The 16,992-nt window shown below is 62.3% G+C and carries 16 protein-coding genes; 10 read left to right on the top strand and 6 right to left on the bottom strand.

The features are described 5' to 3' along the window. Positions 1-40: 40 nt before the first annotated feature. Positions 41-1,726 (bottom strand): polyprenol phosphomannose-dependent alpha 1,6 mannosyltransferase MptB, encoded by a 1,686-nt coding sequence (gene mptB / locus CCICO_RS05975; RefSeq protein WP_026161454.1) that lies wholly within the window; start codon positions 1,724-1,726, stop codon positions 41-43. Positions 1,727-1,950: 224 nt separating this feature from the next. On the opposite strand from mptB, the gene CCICO_RS05970 reads away from it, so the two are divergent. From CCICO_RS05970 to CCICO_RS05940, 7 genes are all read left to right on the top strand, one after another. Further along, positions 1,951-2,730, top strand: coding sequence for a helix-turn-helix transcriptional regulator (locus tag CCICO_RS05970; protein ID WP_083878296.1), 780 nt, complete (start codon positions 1,951-1,953; stop codon positions 2,728-2,730). A gap of 2 nt (positions 2,731-2,732) precedes the next feature. After that, complete coding sequence (sufB, locus tag CCICO_RS05965; protein WP_018019751.1) at positions 2,733-4,166, top strand: Fe-S cluster assembly protein SufB; 1,434 nt, start codon at positions 2,733-2,735, stop codon at positions 4,164-4,166. 5 nt (positions 4,167-4,171) lie between these two features. Continuing rightward, the gene (sufD, locus tag CCICO_RS05960; RefSeq protein ID WP_018019750.1) at positions 4,172-5,368 is read left to right on the top strand and encodes a Fe-S cluster assembly protein SufD; all 1,197 of its coding nucleotides are present in this window, start codon (positions 4,172-4,174) and stop codon (positions 5,366-5,368) included. Positions 5,369-5,503: 135 nt separating this feature from the next. Further along, entirely contained in the window at positions 5,504-6,262 is a 759-nt protein-coding gene (gene sufC, locus CCICO_RS05955) for a Fe-S cluster assembly ATPase SufC (RefSeq protein WP_018019749.1), read from the top strand. 69 nt (positions 6,263-6,331) lie between these two features. After that, a complete protein-coding gene (locus CCICO_RS05950) occupies positions 6,332-7,591 on the top strand; it encodes a cysteine desulfurase (RefSeq protein ID WP_018019748.1) in 1,260 nt (419 codons plus the stop codon). A gap of 145 nt (positions 7,592-7,736) precedes the next feature. Then, positions 7,737-8,204: a Fe-S cluster assembly sulfur transfer protein SufU gene (sufU, locus tag CCICO_RS05945; protein ID WP_018019747.1), complete on the top strand. Its 468-nt coding sequence runs from the start codon at positions 7,737-7,739 to the stop codon at positions 8,202-8,204. 16 nt (positions 8,205-8,220) lie between these two features. Continuing rightward, positions 8,221-8,634, top strand: coding sequence for a metal-sulfur cluster assembly factor (locus CCICO_RS05940; protein WP_018019746.1), 414 nt, complete (start codon positions 8,221-8,223; stop codon positions 8,632-8,634). 10 nt (positions 8,635-8,644) lie between these two features. Here CCICO_RS05940 and CCICO_RS05935 read toward each other — a convergent pair whose 3' ends face one another. Continuing rightward, a complete protein-coding gene (locus CCICO_RS05935; RefSeq protein WP_018019745.1) occupies positions 8,645-9,802 on the bottom strand; it encodes a lycopene cyclase family protein in 1,158 nt (385 codons plus the stop codon). 150 nt (positions 9,803-9,952) lie between these two features. Here CCICO_RS05935 and CCICO_RS05930 point away from each other — a divergent pair, with 150 nt between their 5' ends. Both CCICO_RS05930 and CCICO_RS05925 read left to right on the top strand, forming a co-directional pair. Beyond that, positions 9,953-11,584 (top strand): ABC-F family ATP-binding cassette domain-containing protein, encoded by a 1,632-nt coding sequence (locus CCICO_RS05930; protein WP_026161453.1) that lies wholly within the window; start codon positions 9,953-9,955, stop codon positions 11,582-11,584. A gap of 253 nt (positions 11,585-11,837) precedes the next feature. Beyond that, positions 11,838-12,014 (top strand): hypothetical protein, encoded by a 177-nt coding sequence (locus CCICO_RS05925; RefSeq protein WP_156809857.1) that lies wholly within the window; start codon positions 11,838-11,840, stop codon positions 12,012-12,014. Between the two features lie 112 nt (positions 12,015-12,126). Here the strand turns inward: CCICO_RS05925 and CCICO_RS05920 are convergent, their stop codons facing one another. From CCICO_RS05920 to CCICO_RS05910, 3 genes are all read right to left on the bottom strand, one after another. Beyond that, a complete protein-coding gene (locus CCICO_RS05920; protein WP_018019742.1) occupies positions 12,127-13,500 on the bottom strand; it encodes a PFL family protein in 1,374 nt (457 codons plus the stop codon). A gap of 48 nt (positions 13,501-13,548) precedes the next feature. Beyond that, positions 13,549-13,818: an ACT domain-containing protein gene (locus tag CCICO_RS05915; RefSeq protein WP_018019741.1), complete on the bottom strand. Its 270-nt coding sequence runs from the start codon at positions 13,816-13,818 to the stop codon at positions 13,549-13,551. A gap of 95 nt (positions 13,819-13,913) precedes the next feature. After that, positions 13,914-14,666: a glutamine amidotransferase gene (locus CCICO_RS05910; RefSeq protein WP_018019740.1), complete on the bottom strand. Its 753-nt coding sequence runs from the start codon at positions 14,664-14,666 to the stop codon at positions 13,914-13,916. A 75-nt stretch (positions 14,667-14,741) separates the two neighbouring features. On the opposite strand from CCICO_RS05910, the gene CCICO_RS05905 reads away from it, so the two are divergent. Next, positions 14,742-16,421, top strand: coding sequence for a formate--tetrahydrofolate ligase (locus CCICO_RS05905; protein WP_040357734.1), 1,680 nt, complete (start codon positions 14,742-14,744; stop codon positions 16,419-16,421). Here CCICO_RS05905 and CCICO_RS05900 read toward each other — a convergent pair. Beyond that, a complete protein-coding gene (locus CCICO_RS05900) occupies positions 16,418-16,981 on the bottom strand; it encodes a TetR/AcrR family transcriptional regulator (RefSeq protein WP_018019738.1) in 564 nt (187 codons plus the stop codon). The two genes, CCICO_RS05905 and CCICO_RS05900, sit on opposite strands and share 4 nt — an antisense overlap. Positions 16,982-16,992: the final 11 nt, after the last annotated feature.

The raw sequence follows: 16,992 nt of genomic DNA, 5'->3' as shown, positions 1-16,992 counted from the left end.
TCCGACGTGGCGCGCCTTGGTGCAGCATGCTTATCGACGCTCAGCCCCAGCCAACGATCCCGCGTCGGCGCAAGAACACGTAGACCATGGTGAGGAAAACGATCCCAAGCAGGGCAGAGCCGACGTAAATGGCGATCACGGTGGTTGGTGGTAGCGAGAGTCCGCGCGGCATGATGAATAGGCTGAGTAGGGCGCAGTAGCCGGCCGCCCCGGCGCGGAAGAGGCGTCGATTGGCCCAAGCGGCCAGCGGCAGGATTGCCCATAACATGTACCAGGGGTGCACTACGGGGAAAAGAATAACGAGGATGAAAGTTGCCACCCCCAGACCGCCAATGGGGTGGATCGTGCCGCGGTATGTAGCAAAGAGCATGCGGAGCATGAACGCCACCGCTAAGAGCAGCCCGGCGCCGCGGGTGATCACCAGCAAGGCCTCGGTATGATCGCCGAGCTCGAGCAGCATCCCGATCCAGCCGCCGATCACTCCGATATCGGTGGTCAATGATAGCCAGGAACGGATGGTCGCGGCCCCGCCTTGGCCGCTGATCCAGCCGGTGGAAATTCCGGTGAGGGCGGTGACACCCGCGACGGAGGCCACCAGCACCCCTACCTGCACGGCACCGGCACTGGCCACAGCCAAGGCGGTGCGCTGTCCGCGCAGATGCAACTGCCTTGCCAGTGCCATGCCAATGAAGCCAAGACCGATGAAACCGGTGACCTTCACCATGCCCGCCGCGGAGATGAGCACGCCGCTGCCGATAACGAGAGCCCAGGCATACCAAGCTGGCCCATTAATGGCGCTGAGCCGGTCGATACCCCGCAGTCCCAACTCCATGCCCAAAAGCACGAGCCCGAGCTGGATGGACTCGTTATGAATCCCACCCACGAGGTGCAGGATGGCGAGCGGATTAAGGATGCCAAGCCACAGCGCCGCCTGCACAGACACGCCACAGCGCAGGGCAAGCCTACTCAGTGCCCACGCAGCCAGCACCATGCCGATCAAGCTGATGATGCGGTGGGCAAACACTCCGGCCGCGATCGAATCGCCGGTGATGCGCGCGATAGTGGATGCAATGCCTAGGGCCACCGGCCCATAGGGAGAGGGGGAGTGGGACCAGATCAGCGGCACCGAACGAGCCAGCACATCATCGGTGCCCAAAATGTCCACTGGGCCGGCACTATAGGGATCGAGCCCGCGGTCAACAATCGCGCCTTGGGCCAAATAGGAATAGATGTCTTGGGTAAATAGGGGAGCGGTGAAGAAGATCGGAGCTACCCAAGCCGCGAAAGTGCGCACCAACATGGATGTGGACACCAGTACCCGTGAGCGGCGGGGGCTGGTGAGGTCCGCGCCCACAAAAGGGGCAATGAGCAACCACGCGATCACCATCAACCCTGCACCGGTGATGACCAAGATGGATGAGGTTTGAATCATCCGGCCCATCAGGGAGCCGCCGGGAAAGGAGGTGTAGGGATCTCCCAACACCGGCTTGGCCCCAGCTCCGAGGCCGCCGAGGGCAAGCATCAAGGCCCCGAGGGTGCCGAGCCAGCGTAGCGTCGCAAAGCGAGCAAGCTGCAAGGGGTCGAGCTGTCGCGGTGCCCGCGAGCTCGACACCGGGAGCAGATCATGCCCAGTAGCGGCGCGGACAATGGTGGATCCACCTGCCTCGTCCTCTGCGCCGACGTGCAGACTGGCTGAGCGAGACCCAGCGTGGCCGAGGCGCGGCAGGGTCGCCTTGAAGTTGTCTGCTGCTGCGGCCGCGCGCCGGCGGCGGGGCTTGTGGGTATCCGACACAGCTACGAGTCTAAAACACGCCTAGGACATCGTAGGTGTCCATGGCGCGCGGGGCGGAGGGCGTTAGCAGGCCCCCGGCTAATTAAGGAACACTAGTGTTGTCTTATAATGAGACGCGAGTTGCCCATCAATAAGAATGTAAGGAGGTGAACGCGCACATGACGCACTCTGTTTCTCGTCTCAGCACGCCGTCCGGTGGGCCACGGGCGGCTTCTGCTTCTCGGAGCGAACATGCTCGTAGTGAGGAGAAGAAGCGCAGCGATGTGGAAACCCGCTCGACGGATGGTGACACCCGCAAACAGATCCTCATGACCTTGCTTAAACAAGGCCCGATGACGGCCTCCGCATTGGGCAAGGCGCTGGGACTGTCGGCAGCAGGTGTGCGCCGCCACCTCGATAACTTGGTCGACGACGCCCTAGCGGAAACAGTGGAGCCTCGCTCCACCCGCGCGCGTGGGCGCGGCCGACCAGCCAAAGCATTCCAGCTCACCGACGAAGGCCGGGCCCATTTCGGGCACGACTATGACACCCTCGCTGTGCTTGCTATCAATGCGCTGCGGGAGACCGGTGGGTCCGAGGCCGTGCGCGAGTTCGCGCGGCAGCGCGTAGCCCAGTTGCTTGCGCACGTGGACCCTGCGGCGGACGATGAAGACTCGACATTTAAAACAGCCCAACAGGTCGCGGATGCGCTCAATGCCAATGGCTATGCATCCGAGGTCAAAGAAGCTGGTGGAGGCGTACAGATTTGCCACCACCATTGCCCCATCTCGCACGTGGCCTCGGAGCATCCGGAGCTGTGCGCCGCAGAGCATGAGGCGCTATCCGAGCTACTCGGCCAACACGTGCAACAACTGGCCACCATTACCGAGGGGCACGGAATCTGTACGACCAACATTCCCTTAACACCCATAGACCACACTCCTGAAGAAAGGAGCTGAACATGACTCAAGCAACACCCACTGCTCCGTCCTCAGATGACGAGATCATTGAGTCCATTGGCCCCTACAACTACGGCTGGCATGACTCCGACGAGGCTGGCGCCTCCGCCCAGCGTGGCCTGTCCGAGGCCGTCGTTCGCGATATCTCCGCTAAGAAGAACGAGCCGGAGTGGATGCTGAACAACCGCCTCAAGGCGCTCGGCATCTTCGATAAGAAGCCCATGCCCACCTGGGGTGCGGACCTCAGCGGCATCGACTTTGACCAGATCAAGTACTTCGTCCGCTCCACCGAGGAGCAGGCCCAGACGTGGGACGATCTGCCTGAGGACATTAAAAACACTTATGACAAGCTGGGTATCCCCGAGGCAGAGAAGCAGCGCCTCGTGGCCGGTGTCGCCGCCCAGTACGAGTCTGAGGTGGTCTACCACCAGATCCGTGAAGACCTCGAGGCCCAGGGTGTGATCTTCCTCGACACCGATACCGCCCTTAAGGAGCACCCCGAGCTGTTCAAGGAGCACTTCGGCACCGTGATCCCCGCCGGCGACAATAAGTTCGCCGCGCTGAATACTGCGGTATGGTCCGGCGGCTCCTTCATTTACGTGCCCAAGGGCGTGCACGTGGATATTCCGCTCCAGGCCTACTTCCGCATCAACACCGAAAACATGGGTCAGTTCGAGCGCACCCTCATCATCGTGGACGAGGACGCCTACGTGCACTATGTCGAGGGCTGTACCGCTCCGATTTATAAGTCGGATTCGCTGCACTCCGCCGTGGTGGAGATCATCGTGAAGAAGGGCGGCCGCTGCCGCTACACCACCATTCAGAACTGGTCCAATAACGTCTACAACTTGGTGACCAAGCGCACCAAGTGTGAAGAGGGTGCCACCATGGAGTGGGTCGATGGCAACATCGGCTCGAAGGTCACCATGAAGTACCCGGCCGTGTGGATGACAGGCCCCCACGCCAAGGGCGAGGTGCTGTCTGTGGCTTTTGCCGGCGAGGGACAGTTCCAGGACACCGGCGCAAAGATGACGCACATGGCGCCCTATACCTCCTCCAATATCGTCTCCAAGTCGGTGGCCCGCAGCGGCGGCCGTGCCGCCTACCGCGGTTTGGTGCAAATTAATAAGGACGCCCACCATTCCACTTCCAATGTGGAATGTGACGCCTTGCTGGTGGACAGCGTCTCCCGCTCGGACACCTATCCCTATAACGACATCCGCAATGACCACGTGACTCTCGGTCACGAGGCCACAGTGTCGCAGGTGTCGGAGGATCAGCTCTTCTACCTGATGTCCCGCGGTATTCCGGAGGACGAGGCTATGGCCATGATCGTGCGCGGCTTCGTGGAGCCGATCGCCAAGGAGCTGCCGATGGAATACGCCCTCGAGCTCAACCGCTTGATCGAACTGCAGATGGAAGGATCGGTGGGTTAAGCACAATGCCAACTCCCCTAACTGAAACCGAAGCGACAATCCGCCCGGTCGGTGCCGGCACCGACTACCAAACCAAGGGCGATCGCTTCACATCGTTTTCCACCGCCGACTTCGGCATCCCGAAGGGGCGCGACGAGGACTGGCGCTTTACCCCCATGCGTAAGCTGCGTGGCCTGCACGACGGCAGCGCCGCCGAGGGACAGCGCGCCGCTATCTCCGTCACCGGCGCAGGTGAGGGTGTGAGCGTCAGCGAGCTCGGTATGGATGATCCCGTGCTCGGCCGTGCCGGCGCTCCCGTCGACCGCGCCGCAGCGCAGGCATGGGAAAACTCCCCGGTCGCTGATTACGTCAAGGTGGCCAAGAACGTAGCGCTCGAGGAGCCCGTGGTGATTACCATCACCGGCCCCGGCGCCGACGCTGTTTCCTATGGCACCGTCGTGATCGAGGTGGAAGAAAGCGCGGAGGCTGTCGTGTTCCTGCGCTATGAGGGCTCCGGTGCGCACTCCGACAACGTGGAGTTTGTCATCGGCGATAATGCCCGGCTGACTACCGTGGTGCTTGAGGACTGGGAGGACGATGCCGTTCACCTGTCCAACTCGCACCTGATGGTGGGCGCTGATGCCACTGTGCGCCACTACTATGCTGCCTTCGGCGGCGAGGTTGTGCGCGCGGTGCCGCATGTGCGCTACACCGCCCCCGGTGGCGATGCCGAGCTCCTCGGACTATATTTCGCCGACTCCGGCCAGTACTTCGAGCAGCGCCTGCTGGTGGACCACTCCATTAAGAACTGCCGCTCCAACGTGCTCTACAAGGGCGCGCTGCAATCGACCGGCGAGTCCAGCCGCTCCGAAGCCCGCACCGCGTGGATCGGCGATGTGCTCATCCGCCCCGAGGCCACCGGCACCGATACCTACGAGAAGAACAACAACCTGTTGCTCACCCCGGGCGCACGCGCCGACGCGGTGCCGAACCTGGAGATCCAAACCGGAGAGATCGTGGGTGCCGGCCACGCCGCCACCGTTGGCCGCTTCGACGACGAGCACATGTTCTACCTCCAGTCCCGCGGCATTCCCGCGGCCGAGGCCAAGATGCTGATTGTGCGCGGCTTCTTCACCGACGTGATCAAGCGGATCCCGATTCAGAGCATCCGCGACAACCTGGAAAACATGGTGGAGCAGGAGCTGGCCACCACGGTGCTCTAGCGCCTCCACTGGGCGCGTGTACCACCGCGTGCGGCTAGGCAGTCTGCCACTGCCGTGTCCGCCCCTGCCACACCTTATGTTTCATGGCACCACCTGCTGGTGCCCATTCACCACAGTTAGGAATACACACCACTCATGAGCACTCTTGAGATCAAGAACCTGCACGCCCAGGTTGTGCCGGCCGACGAAAACGAGCAGCCGAAGCCGATCCTGCACGGCGTGAACCTCACCATCAACTCCGGCGAGACCCACGCCATCATGGGCCCCAACGGCTCCGGCAAGTCCACTCTTTCTTATGCCATCGCGGGACACCCCCGCTACGAGATCACCGAAGGCGAGGTGCTTCTCGACGGCGAGAACCTGCTGGATATGGACGTTGACGAGCGTGCCCGCGCCGGCCTGTTCCTCGCCATGCAGTATCCCACCGAGGTGCCGGGCGTTTCCATGGCCAACTTCCTGCGCAGCGCCGCCACCTCCGTGCGTGGCGAGGCCCCGAAGATTCGCGATTGGGTCAAGGAAGCACGCACCGCCATGGACGAGCTGTCTATCGACCCCGCTTTCTCTGAGCGCTCGGTGAACGAGGGTTTCTCCGGCGGCGAGAAGAAGCGCCACGAGGTGCTGCAGCTCGGTTTGCTGAAGCCGAAGTTCGCCGTGCTGGACGAGACCGACTCTGGTCTGGACGTGGACGCACTGCGTATCGTGTCCGAGGGCATCAACCGCTACAAGGAGCGCGAGAACGGCGGCGTGCTGATGATCACCCACTACCAGCGCATCCTCAACTACGTGAAGCCAGACTATGTGCACGTCTTTGCCGCAGGGCGCGTGGTGCAGTCCGGTGGGGCAGAGCTGGCCGAGCAGCTCGAGGCCGAGGGCTACGAGAAGTTCATCAACTAGCCCCGATCAGGCCCCGGCGGCGCTGCCGCCGTGTCACGTTCACTCACACACCCCAGAGGAGAATCACCCATGGCAGCTCAGCCCAGCCACGTCGATACCGCGCGGATCCGGCAGGATTTCCCCATCTTGGGCCGCACGGTGCGTGAGCAGCGCCCGCTGATCTATCTCGATTCTGGTGCCACCGCCCAGCGCCCCCGCCAGGTGGTGGACGCAGAGCGTGACTTCCTGTTCCACCACAACGCGCCGGTACACCGCGGGGCGTATCAGCTGGCAGAGGAAGCCACTGACGATTACGAGCAAGCACGCGAAAGAATCGCCCGTTTCGTTGGCGCCTCGGTGGGGGAGATCGCCTTCACCAAAAATGCCACCGAGGCGCTCAATGAGGTCGCCTATATCCTGGGCGATGAGCGCGCGGGAGACTACGCGGTCTCCGCCGGCGATGAGATTGTGGTCTCCGAGCTGGAACACCACGCCAATCTCGTGCCCTGGCAGGAGCTGGCTCGCCGCACCGGCGCTCGCCTGCGTTGGTATCGCAGCACCGGGGACGGGCGCATTGATCTCGACTCGCTTGAGCTGAATGAAAACACCGCTGTGGTGGCGCTGACGCATCAGTCCAACGTGACCGGCGCGGTACTCGACGTGGAAGAAGCGGTGCGCCGCGCCCACGAGGTTGGAGCCCTTTTCGTACTCGACGCCTGCCAGTCCGTGCCGCACATGCCGGTGGATCTTCACCAGCTGGGCGTGGACTTCGCCGCCTTCTCCGGCCATAAGATGCTCGGCCCCAACGGGGTGGGAGCACTCTATGGCCGCCAAGAACTCATGGATACCTTGCCGCCCTTCCTCACCGGCGGCTCCATGATTGAGAAGGTGACCATGGAAGGCTCCACCTACACCGTTGCCCCGCAGCGCTACGAAGCCGGCACCCAGATGACCAGCCAAGTAGTGGGGCTCGGCGCGGCCGTCGCCTACCTAGAGCAGGTGGGCATGGAGGCCATTGCAGCCCATGAGCTAGAGCTCACTGCCTATGCCCTGGAGCGGCTACAGACCATCGAGGGGCTGCGTATTGTCGGTCCCACCACTGCGGACCGGCGTGGCGGTGCAGTCAGCTTCGTCGTCGATGGCATCCACCCGCACGATCTGGGACAGGTCGTGGATGATCACGGTGTGTGCATCCGCGTGGGCCACCACTGTGCCTGGCCGGCCCACACCACCCTTGGCGTGCAGGCCACCGCTAGGGCAAGCTTCTACCTCTACAACGAGAAGTGGGAGATTGACGCTCTCGTGGCGGCCATCAACGACGCCCGGGATTTCTTTGGGCTCAACCGCTAAGCAGCGTGTGTCGCCGAGCCTCCTCCGCCGATGCGGCTAGGCTCGGGGCACATGGTTGAGTGCAGGTGGGCGTCGATAAGCGCGCGGCGCAGCACAGCCGGGCGAGAGATAAATTTTTAACTTCCAGGAGGGCGAACCCAGACTGATGAAGCTGGAAAACATGTACCAAGAAGTGATCCTTGATCACTATAAAAACCCCCAACACGCAGGGCTGCGGGAACCCTTCAACGCGGAAGTACACCACGTAAACACCTCCTGCGGCGATGAACTGACCCTGCGGGTGACTCTCTCCGAGGACAAAAGCACCGTGGAGGATGTGTCCTATGAGGCGATCGGATGCTCGATCAGCCAAGCCTCCACCTCGGTGATGGCGGAGGAGATCGTGGGCAAGTCCGTGGACGAGGCCTTCGCGATCCTCGCCGAGTTTGAAAAGATGGTCACCTCCCGCGGAACCATCGAAGGCGACGATGAGATCATCGGCGATGGCATTGCCTTCGCCGGAGTGTCCAAGTACCCCGCCCGCGTCAAATGCGCACTACTGGGATGGAAGGCCTTTGAAGCCGCCACCTACGATGCCGGCGCCGGCCCCACCGAGCACAACACCACCACCTAGCCTGAAGCGAGGACGCATGTCTGAAGAAAACACCACTGACTCCACCGAGGAATCCACCACCTCCACGACCCCGTCGCAGCCGCAGCCGCCGGCCGAGCGTACCCCCGAGCAGCTCGCCCTCGCCGGCAAGGTGGAGGAATTCCTTTTGGATGTCATCGATCCCGAGCTCGGCATCAACGTGGTCGATCTCGGATTGGTCTACGACATCTGGATCGAAGGGGAGAGCACCGCCATGCTGAACATGACGCTCACCTCCCCAGTCTGCCCACTGCAGGAAGTGATCGAGGAGCAAGCCAACACGGCCGTGCTCTCCAACCTCGAAGAGATCACTGAGTTGAAGATCAACTGGGTGTGGATGCCAGCGTGGGGCCCGCAGATGATCACTGAGGAAGGCCGCGAGCAGCTGCGCGCGTTCGGCTACTCCGTCTAACGCTCCGCTTTCACTGCCGCCTCGAGCTACTACGCAGCAGAGCTGGCGGCAGAATCGACCACGGTCTCGTCCACAACGGACGTAGGAAGCCGTGGCCGAGTCCAACCCGCCCACGCAGCCGCCACATGGTGCGCGCCACCGCGACGCCGTTCTCACCGGTGATATAGGCCAGCTGATCGGCCGCGGGCAGAGTGAAGAAACAGCCAAAAAAATCCCGCAGGTCTGCCCCCGAGGCAGACACGATCAACTGAGCGCCAACATTGCGCAACGCATGCGCCAGCCAGCGCTGTGCACGGGCTACACCGCTCTGGGCGGCGCGCCGCAGCTGCACCGTGGATGCACGTCGCTGGGTGGGATCAAGCTCATCGAGCAGCGCATCGACGCCGCGTGCAGTATCACCCACCGAATAGCCGGTCGCGGGATTAATCTGCCCTGCTTTCGCCCCGCAAGCCCGCGCCCCAGGCACTGGGCGGCCCACGGTGCCCATCGGAATAAACACCACTTCCTCGTCCGCAGCTGCCGCATCGATTCCGAGGGCACAAAGCCGTGTACTGAGCCGGGCGCGCAGAGTGGCTGTGAGGCGTTGCCTGGTTGCTGCATCGGTGCACTCATCAGCGGTGGCAAGGATTGTCTCCTCCCACAGCCACGCCCCGTGAGCCCGCTGAATGTAGAGAAAACTCGGCGGATCATCGGAATAGGGGCCAGATGGGCGCCAGTCCATGAACACCGGCTGATTTTCTGGCGGTGGGTGCGCAATTACCCAGCCCACGGCCACCTGCCACACCGCGCTGCGAACATTCGCCCCGCGGCAATCAATCACCGCATCCGCCTTACACTGGGAGGCGTGGGTGATGGCTGTGGTGGATATACGCACTTGAGCTTGTGCGCAAAGCCGATCAAGGGCGTGGTAGACAGCCGCGTTATCCAGCATCCGATAGCAGAAGGGGAGCGGCCGCAGCTTGCCACGGGCATCCGTGGCCTGCATGCTCGTGGCGGGGCTAAGAAACGGCTCGAGCCATGCGGGTAGCTGATGCTCAATGAGCCCATAGGTTGCACTCCATTGACGCAGCCCGCGGGGATCATAGGCCTCGACCTTCCAGCCGCGAGCAGCGGCGCGCAGCGCTACCATCGCGCCTGCAGGTCCCAAGCCGAGAACCGCGAGCCGCACGATCGTCCTCCTAGCATGATGGATCCGGATAGTGCCGGCGCCCGAGACGCGGCGCCGCGGGGTGGAGGCCTAAGGATAGCCGGAGGGCGATCCTCGCTCCTGCCGCCTCGGCGCATGGCAGCTACGGTGCACCTGCTATCTTGGCTGTTTGTGATTGTAACCAATGATCTTGAAGTCCGAGTTGGCGCCCGCACCCTGCTGCACGCACCGGGGCAGCATCTGCGTGTGCAACCCGGGGATCGTATCGGCCTCGTGGGGCGCAATGGCGCCGGTAAAACCACCACCATGCGTATCCTCGCGGGCGAGGGCGAGCCCTATGGCGGCACCGTGACCCGCAGTGGCGAGATCGGCTACCTGCCCCAGGACTCCAAAGAGGGCGATATCGAGCAGACCGCGCGTGATCGCGTGCTCTCCGCCCGCGGGCTGGACCAGATTCGGCGCAGCATGGACAAGCAGCAAGAGATCATGGAATCCACGCTCTCCGATACCAAGCGCGATGCGGCTATTAAAAAGTATGCCCGCCTTGAAGAGCGCTATCACGCCCTCGGTGGCTATGAGGCCGATAGCGAGGCCGCTCGGATTTGTCACGCCCTTGGGCTCGAGGAGCGGGTGCTGGAACAGCAGCTTAAGACCTTATCGGGCGGGCAGCGTCGACGGGTGGAGCTGGCACAGATCCTTTTCGCCGCTACTGCTGGATCGGGTCGTTCGGCCACCACGCTGCTTTTGGACGAGCCCACCAACCACCTCGACGCCGATTCGATCACGTGGCTGCGGGATTTCTTGGCCAAGCACGAGGGTGGACTCATCATGATCTCCCACGATGTGGAGCTGCTCGAGGCCGTCTGTAACAAGGTGTGGTTCCTTGACGCAGTGCGTGGCGAAGCCGATGTGTACAACATGGGGTGGAAGAAATACCTCGACGCCAGGGCCACGGACGAAGCCCGCCGCCGCCGCGAACACGCCAACGCCGAGAAGAAGGCCGCAGCTCTTAAGCAGCAGGCCGCAAAGTTGGGGGCGAAGGCCACCAAGGCGAAAGCAGCCAAGCAGATGGCTGCCCGCGCAGAGAAGATGGTTAGCTCGCTCGACGAGGTACGTGTGAGCGACCGAGTGGCCTCCATTTCCTTCCCCACGCCTGCGCCTTGCGGCAAGACTCCGCTCAATGCGCAGGGGTTGACCAAAATGTATGGCTCGCTCGAAGTGTTCGCCGGAGTGGACCTCGCCATCGACAAAGGCTCGCGGGTGGTGGTGCTCGGATTCAACGGCGCCGGAAAGACCACTCTGCTTAAGCTTCTCGCCGGGGTGGAACGTACCGACGGCGAGGGCGGGATCGTCACCGGTCACGGCTTGAAAATAGGCTACTTCGCCCAGGAGCATGACACGATCGACACCGAGGCGAGCGTGTGGGACAACGCCATCAACGCCTGCCCCGACGCCGGTGAACAGGACCTACGCGGACTGCTCGGCGCGTTCATGTTTTCCGGTGATCAATTGCAGCAGCGCGCCGGCACCCTTTCCGGTGGTGAAAAGACCCGCCTCGCCCTCGCCACGCTGGTCAGCTCCCGCGCCAATGTGCTGCTCCTGGATGAGCCCACCAACAACCTTGATCCCCAGTCGCGCGAGCAGGTTCTGGACGCCCTGCGGACCTACACAGGCGCGGTGGTTCTGGTCACTCACGATCCTGGAGCGGTGGAAGCCCTAGAGCCGGAGCGGGTAATCGTGCTGCCGGATGGCACCGAGGATCTGTGGAACGAGTCCTACCTCGAGATTGTGGAGCTAGCCTAGGGTATGTAAACCCGCAGGCCGCAGTATTCGGGCGCCCGTGGCTGAGATCAGCCTACGGCCCATTAGGCGTTCGCTACAATGTCGGGCTATGGGACAACGGATCATTAGAGCTCGGTGGCTGTTGTGCTGTGGTCTGGGGGTTGCGGCGATCGCGCTCGTGTTGGCAAGCCACGGCCACCGCCACGTCTCAGCTGCTTTACTCTGTGTCACAGGGGCGGCCTTTAGTCGGGTTCTTCTTAGTCGTTGCACCCGTATGAGCACGGAATACGCCGAAGATAGGGCTGATAGCCCAGTAGTGCTGTGGCTGGATCTTTCTTGGGTGTGGGTGGGCATAGCGATCATCGTGATTTTCGATGCGTGGGGCGGCATCGGATTGTGGTTTCTGCCGCGCTGGCAACTCTGGACGTGGAGAGAGCTGGAAAACGCTTAAACAGCACCGCGACACGTGGCCGCCGCCACGTGCGACACAACCCTCGGACTCGAGCAAAAACACTGCAGCGCCCCACCTGATCGACGGGTGGAGCGCTGTGTGCGGATTGGCGCTAGTTGCGGAAGCCGTGTACCGGGGCGGGGATGAAGCCGCCACGGTCGATGAAGGCTTGGTTGCCCACAGTGTTCACGGGCATGACCGGCGCGTATCCCAGGAGCCCACCGAAATCCACCTCGTCGCCCACCTGCGCGCCTGGCACGGGAATCACGCGCACGGCGGTGGTCTTATGGTTCATCACACCGATAGCAGCCTCGTCGGCGATAAGCCCCGAGATGGTCCCAGCCGGAGTATCGCCGGGGATGGCGATCATATCGAAGCCCACCGAACAGATCGCGGTCATGGCCTCCAGCTTGTCGATGCTGATGGCCCCGGAGCGCACAGCGTCGATCATGCCCTTGTCCTCGGACACGGGAATGAACGACCCTGAGAGCCCGCCCACACGGGAACATGCCATCATCCCGCCCTTTTTCACCGCATCGTTCAACAGCGCCAAAGCTGCGGTGGTGCCGTGGGTTCCCACTTGGTCGAGGCCCATGTGCTCGAGAATATGGGCCACGGAGTCTCCGAGTTCGGCGGTGGGGGCAAGGGAGAGATCGACGATGCCGAACTCCACTCCGAGCCTTTCAGCAGCCATTACTCCCACGAGCTGGCCGGTGCGGGTGATCTTAAAGGCGGCTCGTTTAATCTCCTCGGCCACCTGATTCAGTGTGGCCCCTTGGAGGCTTCCCACCGCTCGATCGACCACACCAGGACCGGAGACACCGACGTTGATCACCACGTCCTGTTCCTCGAGGCCGTGATAGGCGCCGGCCATAAAAGGATTATCGGATACGGAGTTGGCGAACACGACCAGCTTTGCGCACGCGATGGCGGACTGGTCGGCTGTGTTGGCTGCGCATTCCTTAATGACATGGCCGAGTTTCGCCACCGCATTCATATTGATACCGGCCCGCGAACTCGCCACATTCACCGAGCCGCACACCACCTCGGTGGTGCTCAAGGCCTCGGGCAGGGAGTTAATGAGGCGCCTTTCGCCGGCGGTGGCGCCCTTATCCACCAGCGCGGAATAGCCGCCGATGAAGTTCACCCCCACCTGGGCTGCCGCGCGATCAAGGGCGCGGGCGATCTCTACGGGATCTCCCTCAACGGCGGAGGCGAGTACCCCAACAGGGGTGATGGAGATGCGTTTATTCACGATCGGCATGCCGAGTTCGCGCTCGATCTCGGTGCACACCGGAACGAGATTCTCGGCGGCCGAGACCACGCGCTCATAAACGGCCTCGGCGGTAGCACTCATGGTGGAGCGGATGCACCCCATGAGGTTGATGCCCATTGTCACCGTCCGAATATCCAGACGGTAGCGCTCGATCATGTCGATGGTTTCAAGGATGTCAAGGCTATTGCCATGACCATAGCGGGAGTCCATGTGTCTTCTCTCTTGCTTGGCTGCTGTCTGCTGTGGGGAGCGTTCCCGCTAAATGTGGTGCATGGCGGAGAAAATGGACTCCGATTGCACGCGAATGACCAGCTTTTGCGCCTCTTCCACGTCCTTCATGGCGTCCTGAATAGCGGAGATTCCCCGAACGGAATCATCGAACTCGCAGTGCAAAATCATGGTGAAATACTTATCCATGATGGTCTGAGAGACGTTGAGAATATTCACATCCAACTCGGCGCACTTGGTGGCGACGGCGGCGATAATTCCGGTGTGATCCAAACCGGTGACTGTCATGATTGCGATCATGGTCTTTATTAGACCACATCCCCCACATGCCGATAGCCCCATTCGCGCTTATCGACGCCACCTCGCAGCCACTTCACAGCTAGGTGCCCGCGCAGTTAGACCGCGGGCGCCTGCACCGCGTGGGCCTGCGCGCTGTAGTCGCGGGCGAAGGCGATGAAATTGTGCACGATCTGGTGGGCGGGGGTGACATCGGCGGCATCGAGCTCGGCGCAGATGCGCTCGAAGTCCTCTTTGTCGAAGTAGCCGTCATTCATATAAAAGCTCATGCGCCGTTTCATCCCGGAGGCGTTCATCTCCGGGTGGAATTGGGTGGCCCATGAGTGCTCGTGAGTGCGCAGCATATGCACGAAACCGCCGGGGCCGGTGGCAAGCACCGTGGAGCCTGGGGCGGGGGTAACCACGTTTTCTTTATGGCCAGTCATCGCCTGGAAGTGGCTCGGTACGCCCGCGGTCAATGGGTCCGTGGAGGCGGCGTCGCTGAGCGTCACTGTCGTTAGACCAGCTACCTCCGGGTGGGTCTGGCCCACCTCGCCGCCGCGGGTCACCTGGCTGAAGCCGGTGCCGAAACAGACAAACAGGCTCGGAACAGGGGAGTTGAGGATGGTAGTCATCTGTTCGTGCACCGCTAGCTGGTGATCGCTGTAGTGCTCGTTGGTGATATTGAAGGGGCTGCCGCCAATAAACACCCCTGCGTAGCGGCTCAGATCCGGCAGTTGGGCAGAGGGAGAGTCGAGCATGTAGTGCTCCATCTCGGTGGCATCGAGCCCGGCGGTGCCGAGAAAATCATCGAATTCAGCACGGGCCACGGCATGGCCCGGACGAGGGGAAACCACCAAGAAAGTACGCATGGCAGACAGTCTACATACCGCTTGGTCTATTTTGTCAATAGATGGTGTGTGGCAGCTTTCATTACCATGGGCGTTATGAGTTCTCACACCCAACCCTCGGACGTAGATATCGCCCAGGCTCACACCCTCGAGCCCATCACTGACATTGCCCGCCGCGCTGGATTCAACGAAAGCGAATTGATCCCCTATGGAACGCGCAAGGCGAAGGTAGACATCACCTCAAGCGCATCCCGGCCGATCGACGCGAAACTGGTTCTCGTTACCGCCATGTCTCCCACCCCAGCGGGAGAGGGAAAGTCCACGGTCCTCATCGGCCTTGGAGATGCCCTGCGCGAGGCCGGCCACAACACAATCGTGGCCATGCGCGAGCCTTCGCTGGGGCCCGTCATGGGCATTAAGGGTGGCGCCGCCGGCGGTGGCTACTCGCAGGTCGTGCCCATGGAAGATATCAACCTGCACTTCACCGGCGATTTCCATGCTATCTCCACGGCGACTAACACCCTCGCCGCAATGATCGATAACCACCTGCACCAAGGCAATGAGCTCAACATCGATCCGCGAACGATCACGTGGAAGCGCTGCCTGGATGTCAATGACCGCGCCCTGCGCACCACGGTGATCGGCCTCGGCGGCCGCGCTCACGGGGTGCCGCGGGAGACCGGATTCGATATCACCGCCGCCAGCGAGATCATGGCGATTCTCTGCTTGGCAAGCGATCTGGAGGATCTCAAGGCACGCTTTGCCCGCATCGTCATCGGTTTCAGCACCGATGGCAATCCCGTGACTGCCGGGGATCTGAATGCGGAAGGCGCCATGACCGCCCTCATGGCCGATGCCATTCACCCCAACTTGGTTCAGACCTTGGGCGGTACCCCTGCGCTCGTGCACGGCGGTCCCTTTGCCAATATCGCCCACGGCTGCAACTCGTTGATTGCCACCACCACCGCTATGCGTCATGCCGATGTGGTGGTGACTGAGGCCGGATTCGGCTCGGATTTGGGCGCAGAGAAGTTCTTCGACATTAAGTGCCGGATGGGCGAGATCTCCGCGGATGCGGTGGTGGTGGTCGCCACCATTCGCTCCCTGAAGTACAACGGCGGGGTAGAGCGCGCCGAGCTTAACCAAGAAAACCTCGAGGCGCTCCAGCGCGGACTGGCCAACCTAGAGCGGCACTGCCGCAACATCGACACCATCGGCGCGCACCCCGTGGTGGCGCTCAACCGCTTCGTCTCCGACACCGACGCCGAGCGGCAGATCATGCAGGAATGGGCCGAGCGCACCGGCTTCGCCGTGGTGGATACCCGCGTATGGGCTGAGGGTGGCGCGGGGGCGGCCGAGCTGGCCGCTGCGGTGAGCGAGGAGATGGCCTCTGGTCGCAACAACCCCACGCCGCTCTATGATCCGGCCGAGGGCGTGGAAGCCTCTATTCGCACCATCGCCACCACCATCTACGGGGCGGCAGATGTGGAGTTGAGCAAGCAGGCGAACAAGGATCTGCAGGTGTTGCGCGAGCACGGGTGGGACACCCTGCCCGTGGTGATCTCGAAGACCCAATACTCCTTTACGGATGATCCCAGCCAGCTTGGCGCGCCGGAGGGGCACACGCTGCATGTGCGCCAACTGATCCCCAAGATCGGAGCGGGCTTTGTAGTGGCATTGACTGGGGACGTGATGACCATGCCGGGGCTACCGAAAAAGCCCGCCGCCAACGGCATTGATGTCGATGGCAACGGGACAATCTCTGGGCTGTTTTAACGACCGCGGATGGTTTCCTCGATGAGGTTGAGAACCTGCTCTAAGTGGGCAGGTTCTTGGCCGCTCACCAACTGCGAGATGAAGCCATCCATAAACGTTTCGAGATACACCAAGAGCACGTCTACATCCACGTCGGCGCGCATGCGGCCACGGGCGGCATTGTCGCTGAGCCGGGCGCGCACGGCCTCGTCGAGTACCGCTTGGTGCTGCTGCCACAGGGCACGGAAGTGCGGATCGGTGCGCAGCATACGCGAGATCTCCAGCCGGGTGGACAGCCAGTCATAGCGCTCGGGGTGATGCAGCATATCGCGCATCACCTCTACCAGCCCTTCGCGGGCGGTGACCTCGGCCATGCGGGCGGCGTCCTCGCGGGCGAGGGCTAAAAAGAGATGCTCTTTATCGCTGAAGTGGTGGAAGATCGCGCCGCGTGATTTACCGGTGGCCTCTTCCAACCGGCGTACCGTGGCGCCTTCGTAGCCGTGTTGGGCAAAGCAGGCCCGCGCCGCGTCAAGAATGCCTTGGCGGCGTTGATTAAGATCACTCGAGCTGACTCGAGGCATACGTCCCGCAC

Source organism: Corynebacterium ciconiae DSM 44920 (assembly GCF_030440575.1).
Taxonomy (GTDB): domain Bacteria; phylum Actinomycetota; class Actinomycetes; order Mycobacteriales; family Mycobacteriaceae; genus Corynebacterium; species Corynebacterium ciconiae.
This window is presented reverse-complemented; position numbering and strand designations above follow the sequence as displayed.

Bases quoted from the DNA above. Each gene is read 5' to 3' on its own strand.
- CCICO_RS05970 (WP_083878296.1), top strand. From the start codon at position 1,951: ATGACGCACTCTGTTTCTCGTCTCAGCACGCCGTCCGGTGGGCCACGG.
- sufB (WP_018019751.1), top strand. From the start codon at position 2,733: ATGACTCAAGCAACACCCACTGCTCCGTCCTCAGATGACGAGATCATT.
- sufD (WP_018019750.1), top strand. From the start codon at position 4,172: ATGCCAACTCCCCTAACTGAAACCGAAGCGACAATCCGCCCGGTCGGT.
- sufC (WP_018019749.1), top strand. From the start codon at position 5,504: ATGAGCACTCTTGAGATCAAGAACCTGCACGCCCAGGTTGTGCCGGCC.
- CCICO_RS05950 (WP_018019748.1), top strand. From the start codon at position 6,332: ATGGCAGCTCAGCCCAGCCACGTCGATACCGCGCGGATCCGGCAGGAT.
- sufU (WP_018019747.1), top strand. From the start codon at position 7,737: ATGAAGCTGGAAAACATGTACCAAGAAGTGATCCTTGATCACTATAAA.
- CCICO_RS05940 (WP_018019746.1), top strand. From the start codon at position 8,221: ATGTCTGAAGAAAACACCACTGACTCCACCGAGGAATCCACCACCTCC.
- CCICO_RS05925 (WP_156809857.1), top strand. From the start codon at position 11,838: ATGAGCACGGAATACGCCGAAGATAGGGCTGATAGCCCAGTAGTGCTG.
- CCICO_RS05920 (WP_018019742.1), bottom strand. From the start codon at position 13,500: ATGGACTCCCGCTATGGTCATGGCAATAGCCTTGACATCCTTGAAACC.
- CCICO_RS05915 (WP_018019741.1), bottom strand. From the start codon at position 13,818: ATGATCGCAATCATGACAGTCACCGGTTTGGATCACACCGGAATTATC.
- CCICO_RS05910 (WP_018019740.1), bottom strand. From the start codon at position 14,666: ATGCGTACTTTCTTGGTGGTTTCCCCTCGTCCGGGCCATGCCGTGGCC.
- CCICO_RS05905 (WP_040357734.1), top strand. From the start codon at position 14,742: ATGAGTTCTCACACCCAACCCTCGGACGTAGATATCGCCCAGGCTCAC.
- CCICO_RS05900 (WP_018019738.1), bottom strand. From the start codon at position 16,981: ATGCCTCGAGTCAGCTCGAGTGATCTTAATCAACGCCGCCAAGGCATT.